This window comes from Pseudomonas sp. H1h, from assembly GCF_000633255.1.
GTDB lineage: Bacteria > Pseudomonadota > Gammaproteobacteria > Pseudomonadales > Pseudomonadaceae > Aquipseudomonas.
The window spans coordinates 410,337-420,285 of sequence record NZ_AYMJ01000015.1; the positions used below are offsets into that span (position 1 = coordinate 410,337).

The 9,949-nt window shown below is 59.6% G+C and carries 10 protein-coding genes; 7 read left to right on the forward strand and 3 right to left on the reverse strand.

Features of this window, described 5'->3' with window-relative positions; translation table 11 throughout:
- The first annotated feature begins 8 nt into the window (after positions 1 to 8).
- The 3 genes from dapE (at position 9) to U862_RS0113610 (ending at position 2,422) form a co-directional block, all read left to right on the forward strand.
- The gene (gene dapE / locus U862_RS0113600; protein WP_025110900.1) at positions 9 to 1,160 is read left to right on the forward strand and encodes a succinyl-diaminopimelate desuccinylase; all 1,152 of its coding nucleotides are present in this window, start codon (positions 9 to 11) and stop codon (positions 1,158 to 1,160) included.
- Positions 1,160 to 1,969 (forward strand): putative RNA methyltransferase, encoded by an 810-nt coding sequence (locus tag U862_RS0113605; protein ID WP_025110901.1) that lies wholly within the window; start codon positions 1,160 to 1,162, stop codon positions 1,967 to 1,969. The genes dapE and U862_RS0113605 overlap by 1 nt, the downstream gene beginning before the upstream one ends.
- 75 nt (positions 1,970 to 2,044) lie before the next feature.
- The gene (locus tag U862_RS0113610) at positions 2,045 to 2,422 is read left to right on the forward strand and encodes a hypothetical protein (protein ID WP_007964251.1); all 378 of its coding nucleotides are present in this window, start codon (positions 2,045 to 2,047) and stop codon (positions 2,420 to 2,422) included.
- A 140-nt stretch (positions 2,423 to 2,562) separates the two neighbouring features.
- Here U862_RS0113610 and U862_RS0113615 read toward each other — a convergent pair whose 3' ends face one another.
- Together U862_RS0113615 and U862_RS0113620 are read right to left on the reverse strand one after the other, a co-directional pair.
- A complete protein-coding gene (locus U862_RS0113615) occupies positions 2,563 to 2,772 on the reverse strand; it encodes a cold-shock protein (RefSeq protein WP_003222087.1) in 210 nt (69 codons plus the stop codon).
- 206 nt (positions 2,773 to 2,978) lie between these two features.
- On the reverse strand, positions 2,979 to 4,685 hold the full coding sequence (locus U862_RS0113620) for a carboxypeptidase regulatory-like domain-containing protein (protein WP_025110902.1): 1,707 nt from the start codon (positions 4,683 to 4,685) through the stop codon (positions 2,979 to 2,981).
- 230 nt (positions 4,686 to 4,915) lie between these two features.
- Here U862_RS0113620 and plsB point away from each other — a divergent pair, with 230 nt between their 5' ends.
- From plsB to U862_RS0113640, 4 genes are all read left to right on the forward strand, one after another.
- The gene (gene plsB / locus U862_RS0113625) at positions 4,916 to 7,414 is read left to right on the forward strand and encodes a glycerol-3-phosphate 1-O-acyltransferase PlsB (RefSeq protein WP_025110903.1); all 2,499 of its coding nucleotides are present in this window, start codon (positions 4,916 to 4,918) and stop codon (positions 7,412 to 7,414) included.
- A gap of 97 nt (positions 7,415 to 7,511) precedes the next feature.
- Positions 7,512 to 8,198, forward strand: a complete 687-nt coding sequence (locus tag U862_RS0113630) for a hypothetical protein (protein WP_025110904.1) — start codon at positions 7,512 to 7,514, stop codon at positions 8,196 to 8,198.
- 50 nt (positions 8,199 to 8,248) lie between these two features.
- The gene (locus U862_RS0113635) at positions 8,249 to 8,647 is read left to right on the forward strand and encodes a YbaY family lipoprotein (protein WP_003222082.1); all 399 of its coding nucleotides are present in this window, start codon (positions 8,249 to 8,251) and stop codon (positions 8,645 to 8,647) included.
- 21 nt (positions 8,648 to 8,668) lie between these two features.
- Positions 8,669 to 9,358, forward strand: coding sequence for a DUF4197 domain-containing protein (locus tag U862_RS0113640; RefSeq protein WP_025110905.1), 690 nt, complete (start codon positions 8,669 to 8,671; stop codon positions 9,356 to 9,358).
- Positions 9,359 to 9,697: 339 nt separating this feature from the next.
- Here U862_RS0113640 and U862_RS30990 read toward each other — a convergent pair.
- Positions 9,698 to 9,949: hypothetical protein (locus U862_RS30990; protein WP_218187650.1), on the reverse strand; the 252-nt coding region annotated here is incomplete at its 5' end.

Sequence of the window (9,949 nt, forward strand, 5' to 3'; positions counted from 1 at the left end):
AGTTTTCCATGACGGCCCACGCCGACCTTTCGCCGACCCTCCAACTCGCCATCGACCTGATCCGCCGTCCGTCCGTGACGCCGGTCGATGCCGATTGCCAGAAGCAGATGATGCAGCGCCTGGGCGATGCCGGTTTCACCCTCGAGCCGATGCGCATCGAGGATGTGGACAATTTCTGGGCCACTCACGGCAATGACGATGGCCCGGTATTGTGCTTCGCCGGCCACACCGACGTGGTGCCGACCGGTCCGGTGACCGCCTGGCAGATCGACCCGTTCAACGCAGTCATCGACGAACACGGCATGCTCTGCGGCCGTGGCGCGGCCGACATGAAAGGCAGCCTGGCGTCGATGACCGTGGCCGCCGAGCGTTTCGTCACCGACTACCCGAACCACAAGGGCAAGGTCGCGTTCCTGATCACCAGCGACGAAGAAGGCCCGGCGCACCACGGCACCAAGGCTGTGGTTGAACGCCTGGCGGCGCGCAAAGAACGTCTGGACTGGTGCATCGTCGGCGAGCCGTCGAGCACCACACTGGTGGGTGATGTGGTGAAAAACGGTCGCCGCGGTTCCCTCGGCGCCAAGCTCACCGTTCGCGGCATTCAGGGCCACGTCGCTTATCCGCATCTGGCGAAAAACCCGATCCACCTCGCCGCTCCGGCGCTGGCCGAACTGGCCGCCGAGCATTGGGATCACGGCAACGATTTCTTCCCGCCAACCAGCTTCCAGATTTCCAACGTAAACTCCGGCACCGGCGCGACCAACGTGATCCCGGGCGACCTGGTGGCAGTGTTCAACTTCCGCTTCTCCACCGAATCCACCGTCGAAGGCCTGCAGAAACGCGTGGCCGACATCCTCGACAAACACGATCTGGACTGGCACATCGACTGGGCGCTGTCCGGTCTGCCGTTCCTCACCGAGCCGGGCGCGCTGCTCGACGCGGTGTCGTCGAGCATCCGCGACATCACCGGCCGCGAGACCAAGGCGTCGACCAGTGGCGGTACTTCCGATGGCCGCTTCATCGCGACCATGGGCACGCAGGTGGTTGAACTGGGCCCGGTCAACGCGACCATTCACCAGGTCAACGAGCGCGTGCTGGCAGCCGATCTCGACGTACTGACCGAGATCTACTACCAGACCCTCATCAAGTTGCTCGCCTGATGCTCGCGTGCCCGATCTGCAGTGAACCGCTGAACAGCGTGGACAACGGCGTGGTCTGCCCTGCCGGCCACCGCTTTGACCGTGCGCGTCAGGGCTACCTGAACCTGTTGCCGGTGCAGCACAAGAACAGCCGCGATCCTGGCGATAACCAGGCGATGGTCGAGGCTCGCCGCGACTTCTTGAACGCCGGGCACTATGCGCCGGTGGCCAAACGTCTGGCCGAGCTGGCGGCAGGTTATGCGCCGGCACGCTGGGTCGACATCGGTTGTGGCGAGGGTTACTACACCGCGCAAATCGCCGAAGCCTTGCCGGATGCCGATGGCTACGCGCTGGATATCTCGAAAGAGGCGGTCAAACGCGCCTGCAAACGCAATCCGGCGCTGACGTGGTTGATTGCGAGCATGGCCCGTGTGCCATTGGCCTCCGGCAGTTGCCAGTTTCTGGCCAGCGTTTTCAGCCCACTGGACTGGGAAGAAGCCAAGCGTCTGCTCAGCGTCGGCGGCGGCCTGATGAAAGTCGGCCCTACCAGCGGTCACCTGATGGAGCTGCGCGAACGCCTCTACGACGAAGTGCGCGAATACACCGACGACAAGCACCTGGCCCTGGTGCCGGAGGGCATGGCGCTGGCGCACAGTGAAACCCTGGAATTCAAGCTGACGCTGGACAAGCCCGAGGATCGCGCCAACCTGTTGGCGATGACACCCCACGGCTGGCGCGCCAGTGCCGAACGCCGCGCCGCCGTGATCGAACAGCCCGAGCCGTTCGTGACCACCGTGTCGATGCGCTACGATTATTTCGTTCTTCAATAACTTTTGGTCTCGGGCGAGTGCCCGGGGCCGGCTAAATCCGCGAATGGATTTTTCAGACCCGCAGTGAGGACATCCATGCGCCAACCGGACATCGAGATTTACCTGAAAGACGCCGACGTCGACCACAAGGCCATTTCCGCCTGGCTGGGCGAAGCCCTTGGCCCGTGCAGCGACTGGGTACAGAAAGGCCAGACCTACAAGTGCAAGGCCGGCAACATTCCGGTGACCTGGCTGCCAAAAGCCGTGGGCAAATGGAACAGCCTGTACCTGGAAAGCGATGCGACTCCATGGGACGACGACATCGCCTGCGCCCGCGCAGCCTTTGCCGCGCTGAACGTCGAAGTGCGTTGTGCGCCGGGAACGTGGGTTGAAGAAGAAGGTGAGGAGACGGCGGATCGCTGGATTCGCATCAGCGCCGACGGTGAAGAAGAGATCACCTGGAAAACCGCATAACAACAGGCAACGCAGACCCAAATGTGGGAGCGGGCTTGCTCGCGAAGGTGGTGTATCAGCTACAGATGTGCTGATTGACACGACGCCTTCGCGAGCAAGCCCGCTCCCACCGTTGTTTCGGGGCGTTTTAGAGAGTTGCGTTACAGGCCTACGACATCCTCAGCCTGCAAACCCTTCTCCCCCGTCACCACCGCATATTCGACCTGCTGACCTTCAGTCAGCGAGCGATGTCCCTCACCGCGGATCGCGCGGTAGTGCACGAATACATCCACCCCGTCGTCGCGCTGGATAAAGCCGTAGCCCTTGGCGTCGTTGAACCACTTCACGTTGCCGGTTTCACGTGTTGCCATCTGTTCATACTCCTTTTTTATTATTGAACAGGCTTTTCGCAGGAAAGCCTTTGCGGAACGTCAGCCTGCGCCCGACGTCCATAAATGGCCCCGGCGACAGATTGCCGAGTATATGACAGGCGCAAAAAGTCTCAACAGGAGATTACTTCGCCGCTTTTTTGCCGATTTTCGGTGAATCCCCGTCGTTATCAAAAAAAGGCCCGGGCTCAAATCCCCTGATCAGCTTGAGAATAACTGACGATATCTCTTGCCGTCGGACTGGGTGTAATACGCATTACCGGAATACGCCTTCCCGTTGCTTTCAGAAAATCACGCTGAATATTCTTCGCCCCTTCCACCCCCACCGCCCGGGTTGCGTTGCTGAAGTAGAAGAATGCCTTGATCGGGAGATTGGAGGTGTTTTGCGGCCATGTCTTGATCACGATCTCGTTCTGACGCCAGGCCTGATTTTCTGCTCCGGGGTTGTCTCTGGCAGCAAGACTCAAGGCAAAACCGGCCTGATCAGGGGCAAAACTGCATTGATGGCGATATCGCTCGGGGGCGTTTTTATATTGTTGAAAATGCGTACGCCAAGCCGCCAGCGTCTTCAGATTTTGCGCGGCGCAAGGTCCGCTGTTCTGCGGAAAATCCCCGCTGGCCCCACAGCCGTTGGCTGATCGTCGAAGAGATTCGCCATCGTAGGGGAAAGCACACAGTACCTGCAGAGGATAACCACCATTTGCGGTGAACGACTGGCCGGGTTCCAGAATCAATCCCTGAGTACGACTGCCCTGCAGGCTATCCATACCGATACCGACTCTCATATAGCTGAAAGAAACACCCCCGAGACCAATGGCAGAAGGGCTTGGGTTCCATGCGTGAAACGCTGTGGAATCGTCGACTGTGCGAACCAGCAGACCACTGCAATCGTATGCAGCCTTATTGCCCGGGCAAGTGGTGGTGGTCGCTGAGTACAGTCGATTCAGTTCATCGGCCATCTGTTGTCCACTGTTATTTCCGTCCGTTACGGTAATCGGGATATTTGTTCCCCACTCCGATGTGTTGCCGTTCAGCGTCTGCTGGCTGACGATCGAGTAAGGGCCGATGGGAAGCGCTATTGCACTGCGAACCTCCCACCGCCCCTTTTCATTCACCTTCGTACTGGCCAACACCGGACTGGCGGTCATGCTTCTGACAATCCGCACCGTCGCTCCCGGCACGCCCATGCCAGAGAGCAATGGCTGACGCTCGCTCAGGCTGTTGGCCACGGGAGTTGAAATCTGAGGAGGATCCAGCGTGTCCACGGACGTAATCTGGATATTGACTCCCCAGTCCGACCATTTGCCATTGACCGACTGCCGACCGACGAATGAATAAGGTCCGACTGCCAACTCCACCGCGCTGTACACCTGCCAGTGCCCATTGCTATCGACCAATGCACTGCCCAGCACCGGACTGGCATAGTGGCTGCGCACTACCTGTACCGTCGCTCCGGGAATCCCGCTACCGGCTATCCTGGGACGGCGATAGCTATTGCTACCTTGGGTTGGCGTCTCGATCACCGGCGGGGGTGGAATGTCGGTCACATTGAGCGCGATGTTCAATCCCCACGCAGACGTAACCCCATTGAGCGTCTGTCGACTGACAATCGAATACTTTCCAAGGGGCAGCTCCACGCGGCTGCGAACCGCCCAGCGCCCACTGGGGTCGACCAACACAGTGGCCAGAACCGGGCTGGCAGTCTGACTCTTCGCCACCTCCACGGTTGCCCCCGGGACCCCGGTTCCCGTCAACCATGGAAGACGATAAACCGAACTGTCGTTGATCGGTGTCTGTATCACAGGGATTGCAACCGTCAATGCGTACACTGCACCGGGCGCGGTTATGAAGCCGGCCAGCAGGCTGAACCCTAAAACCTTCCAATTGAGTTTCACACCCACTCTCCTGCACAGAAAATCGTGATGCTCATCGTCATGGACGCAGGTATGGGCGTGAAAATAGCTGACGTCTACTGACACAAATGACAGGTGTACATATTCACAGGACTGCTATCTATCTAAAATAAACTGTCAACTTCAGTGCTTTTTTGCCGATTTTCGACTAATACGGCAAACTGTCGACCGCCCGAGCATTTGCTCGGTTTATTCACTCACGCAGAAGTCGTATGACCCGTTCCCCGTTCCGCCGTCTTGTGTTTGGCACCTTGCGCCGACTGTTGTATCTCTGGGTTCGCTCCGAGACGATCAACCAGTCGTCGTTCACCCTCAACCTCGACCGCAGTCGTCCGGTGTTCTACGTCCTGCAAAACCCCTCGCTCACCGATCTGGCGGTGGTCGACACCGAGTGCACCAAGGCCGGCCTGCCGCGCCCGGTGCTGCCGGTGTCAGTCGGAAACCTGTTGGAGCCGGCGGCGTTCTTCTATCTGACGCCGGACCCAGACTGGCTCGGCCGTCAGGACAAGCGCGGTGCGCCGCCGACCCTGACCCGACTGGTCAGCGCTCTCACACAGAACGCTGCCGAAGACGCGCAGATCATTCCGGTCAGCGTGTTCTGGGGCCAGTCGCCGGATAGCGAAAACAGTCCGTGGAAGCTGTTGTTCGCCGACAGCTGGGCGGTCACCGGACGCCTGCGCCGGCTGCTGAGCATCATCGTTCTGGGGCGCAAGACCCGCGTGCAATTCTCGGCGCCGATCCACCTGCGCGAACTGATCGAACACAACAAGGGCCACGAGCGCACCGTGCGCATGGCCCAACGCATCCTGCGCGTGCACTTTCGCAACCTGAAGGCGGCGGTGATCGGCCCGGACATTTCCCACCGGCGCAATCTGGTCAAAGGCCTGCTCAACCAGCCACTGGTCAAGCAAGCGATCCTCGACGAAGCCGAGCGCGAAAACATCTCTGCGGAAAAAGCCAAGGCCCAGGCCCTGCGCTACGGCAACGAGATCGCCTCGGACTACACCTACACGGCGATCCGCTTCCTCGAAGTGGTGCTGAGCTGGTTCTGGAACAAGATCTACGACGGAATCAAGGTCAACCACATCGAAGGCGTGCAGAAGGTCGCCCAGGGTCACGAAGTGATCTACGTGCCGTGCCACCGCAGCCACATCGACTACCTGCTGCTGTCGTACCTGCTGTTTCGCAACGGCCTGACCCCGCCGCACATCGCCGCAGGCATCAATCTGAACATGCCGGTGATCGGCAGCCTGCTACGGCGTGGCGGCGCGTTCTTCATGCGCCGCACGTTCAAGGGCAACCCGCTGTACACCTCGGTATTCAACGAATACCTGCACACGTTGTTCACCAAAGGTTTCCCGGTTGAATACTTCGTCGAAGGCGGCCGCTCGCGTACCGGGCGCATGCTGCAACCGAAAACCGGGATGCTGGCGATCACGATGCGCAGCTTCCTGCGTTCGTCGCGGATGCCGATCGTGTTTGTACCGGTGTACATCGGTTACGAACGCGTACTGGAAGGTCGCACCTACCTCGGCGAACTGCGTGGCGCGAGCAAGAAAAAAGAATCGATCTTCGACATCTTCAAAGTCATCGGCGCACTCAAGCAGCGTTTCGGTCAGGTCGCGGTGAACTTCGGCGAACCGATCAAACTGGCGGAATTCCTCGACAGCGAACAGCCGGACTGGCGCCAGCAGGAACTCGGCCCGCAGTACAAACCGGCGTGGCTCAACGAGACCACCAACCGCCTCGGCGAAAAAGTCGCGCAGCACTTGAACGAAGCGGCGGCGATCAACCCGGTCAACCTGGTGGCGCTGGCACTGCTCTCGACCACCCGCCTGGCGCTGGACGATCGGGCCATGGCGCGGGTGCTGGATCTGTATCTGGCGCTGCTGCGCAAGGTACCGTACTCACCGCACACAACGTTGCCGGAAGGCGACGGCCGTGCGTTGATCGAGCACGTGAAGGACATGGACCTGCTGTCCGAGCAGAACGATGCGCTGGGCAAGATTCTGTATCTGGACGAGCAGAACGCCGTCCTGATGACCTACTACCGCAACAACGTGCTGCACATCTTCGCCCTGCCGGCGCTGCTGGCGAGCTTCTTCCAGAGCACCTCGCGCATGAGCCGCGAACAGATCCTGCGCTACACCCGTGCGCTGTATCCGTACCTGCAGGCGGAGCTGTTCATTCGCTGGAGCCTGGACGAACTCGACGCGGTGGTCGATCAATGGCTGGACGCGTTCGTCGAACAAGGCCTGCTGCGCTTCGAGAAGGACGTGTACTTGCGCCCGGCACCGAGTTCGCGACACTTTGTGTTGCTGACCCTGCTGTCGAAAAGCATCGCGCAGACCCTTCAGCGTTTCTACATGACCGTCTCGCTGCTGCTCAATGCCGGACAAAACAGCATCAGTGCCGAAGAGCTGGAAGACCTGTGTACGGTCATGGCCCAGCGCCTGTCGATTCTGCACGGCCTGAATGCGCCGGAGTTCTTCGACAAGAGTCTGTTCCGCCACTTCATCCAGACCATGCTCGACCTCGACGTGCTGCGCCGCGACGAAGCCGGCAAGTTGAGTTACCACGAGCTGCTTGGCGAACTGGCCGAGGGCGCGGCCAAACGCGTGTTGCCGGCAGAGATTCGCTTGTCGATACGCCAAGTGGCCTTGCATCGCAGTGAAGATGCCGCGGAAACCGCCATAACACCGCCAGCCTGAAACGTGCCGACAACTAACGGGGCGACACTTCGGTTTCCCCGTTAGTTGATCCATGAATTAATAGGCTCCTTCAAATAATCACGATAAGGATATCGAGATGAGCCTGTTACCCGACCGCGCTTCGGCAGTCACTTTAAACTTCAGTCTGCCAGCAGCCTTTCAAATCCCCCTCGACGGTGAGAATGAAACCATTGTCAGTGTCGAGGTGGTTAATCCGAAGTTATCGACGCTCGTCAAGGAACAGCGCTTTGCAAGGCTGTTCGAAGATAACTGGAAGTTCGAGTTCCCCCATCCCTATACCGATATTGGCGTGAAGTACCGGATTACTGTCCGGATGTTCCACAACCGCCAACCCTTGCTGCTTGATCAGGAGCACTTTGTCATCGTCAACAAAGTGCCTCATCGCCAGACAGTACACCTGAGCACGATCGGGCTGTTGTATGTTGAAGCTCAAGAAGCGGAAAGCGTCCCGACCGAGGAAACGGTCACCATCAGCCTGCATGAAGCCGACAGTCCAGAAGTTGAGCTGGCACGCGTCAGCCACGACGAACAGACCGCCACTTCGTTCTATCTGAAATATGACCCGGCAAGTGTCACTCCCGGCAAGCGCTATGCACTCAGTGGCATAGAAAATCGCTACCACCAACGCATTTCGATAACGCCCGGACACGTAGAACTTTCCCCGCCGCCACGCGAACAACGCCCGTGGTTCATGCAGGCAATGGCGCAGTGGCTGGAGAAACCCTTACGTTTGTTCACTGACGCTGACAGCAAAATCCGCTAGATTTCCATCGGCGCCGGGATTCTTCCGGCGCACATGTCTCAGAGGTCCAGATGAAAAAACTCACCCTTCTTGCCGCTGCCACGCTATTGAGCGCCTGCCAGTCGACCACCCCCGCCGGCAAAGTCGGCCTCGACGGCGAAGTGTTCTACCTGCAACGCATCGCCCTGCCACCGAGCGCGACCCTGAGCGTAAGCCTGCAAGACGTATCGCTGGCCGACGCTCCGGCCGTGGTGCTCGACGAGCAGAAAGGCCCGGTCAAAGGCCAAGTGCCGTTGCCGTTTCATTTGAGCTACGATCCGGCACAGGTCAAACCCGGCCATCGCTACTCGGTCAGCGCGCGCATCGAAGTCAACGGCGAGCTGATGTTCATCACCACCGAAAACCACGCCGTGCAACTGGACGGCAACGATCCGCAGCCGCTGAAAATCCGCGTCGACGCCATTCGCTAATTGTCTCTCAAGGAAGTTGCCATGTTCCGCCCTACCCTTCGCTTCGCCGGCCTGTGTGCGGGCTTGATGATCTGCGCCAACGCGCTGGCGCTGTCGCTCAGCGACCTGTCGCAACAAGACGCCACCGGCGGTCTCAAGGACGCCCTGACCCAAGGCGCGCAACTGGCTGTCAAACAACTCGGCACTCCGGGCGGTTTCAGCAACAACCCGGACGTGAAAATCGAACTGCCAGGCAAACTCGGTAAAGTCGCCGGCAAGATGAAAGCCTTCGGCATGGGCGCCCAGGTCGACGAACTCGAAACCGCGATGAACAAAGCGGCAGAAAACGCCGTGACCCAGGCCCAGCCAATCCTCGTCGACGCCGTAAAGAAAATGACAGTGGCCGACGCCAAAGGCATCCTCAGCGGCGGCAACGACTCGGCCACCCAATACCTGGACAAATCCAGCCGCGAACAAATCCGCGCCAAGTTCCTGCCAATCGTCAAACAGGCCACCGACAAGGTTGGCGTGGCACAGAAATACAACGCCTTCGCCGGCCAGGCTGCGACCCTGGGCGTAGTGGATGCGAAGAGCGCCAACGTCGAAAACTACGTCACCGAGCAAGCGCTCAATGGCCTGTTCGAAATGATCGGCAAACAGGAAGAAACCATCCGCAAGAACCCGGCCGCTGCAGCGACCGGACTGGCGAAGAAGGTGTTCGGCACCCTGTAACTTCCTGCCCAATAAAAAAGCCCGCTGAACCGGTGAAGGTCAGCGGGCTTTTTGTTGGGCGTCAGCCTTGCGGGCCGATTTTATCGAGCACGCGCGACACAAATGCAGAGTGGTCGCTGTACGCAGGTTCGCAGACCGGGACTTCAGCCACCCGGCCCGAAGGTATCCCGCCTGCCATGACAAAGGCATAAAAAAGCGCCCGTTTTCGGATGGTGGACGCTGTGCGTCTGGGGTTTTACCGGGCCGCGAAACCCGGTCGCTGATTTTTGCAGCGACAGACCTGGCTAGACATCGCACGCCCGACGGACAACCTTGTGGGAGGTTCTGGTTATTCGACACCTATTTAAACAGGCCAAAACAATTCGGTGACTGGAAGGCCCTCTTCGCGAGCAAGCCCGCTCCCACAGTTGGATTGGGTGTGTTCAGGTAGGGATTGGTCGGCTTGTAGGCCGCCTTCGCTGGCAGGCCAGCTCCCACAGTTGGAGTGGGTGCGCTCAGGTGGGGATTGGTCGGCTCGTAGGCCGCCATCGCGAGCAGGCTCACTCCTACAATTGGATTGGGTGTGTTCAGGTGGGGGGTGGTCGGCTCGTA

Excerpts from the sequence above, each read along its gene's own strand:
- U862_RS0113640 (WP_025110905.1), top strand. The coding sequence starts at position 8,669 with ATGTTCCGCCCTACCCTTCGCTTCGCCGGCCTGTGTGCGGGCTTGATG.
- U862_RS0113610 (WP_007964251.1), top strand. The coding sequence starts at position 2,045 with ATGCGCCAACCGGACATCGAGATTTACCTGAAAGACGCCGACGTCGAC.
- U862_RS0113615 (WP_003222087.1), bottom strand. The coding sequence starts at position 2,772 with ATGGCAACACGTGAAACCGGCAACGTGAAGTGGTTCAACGACGCCAAG.
- U862_RS0113630 (WP_025110904.1), top strand. The coding sequence starts at position 7,512 with ATGAGCCTGTTACCCGACCGCGCTTCGGCAGTCACTTTAAACTTCAGT.
- dapE (WP_025110900.1), top strand. The coding sequence starts at position 9 with ATGACGGCCCACGCCGACCTTTCGCCGACCCTCCAACTCGCCATCGAC.
- U862_RS0113635 (WP_003222082.1), top strand. The coding sequence starts at position 8,249 with ATGAAAAAACTCACCCTTCTTGCCGCTGCCACGCTATTGAGCGCCTGC.
- plsB (WP_025110903.1), top strand. The coding sequence starts at position 4,916 with ATGACCCGTTCCCCGTTCCGCCGTCTTGTGTTTGGCACCTTGCGCCGA.
- U862_RS0113605 (WP_025110901.1), top strand. The coding sequence starts at position 1,160 with ATGCTCGCGTGCCCGATCTGCAGTGAACCGCTGAACAGCGTGGACAAC.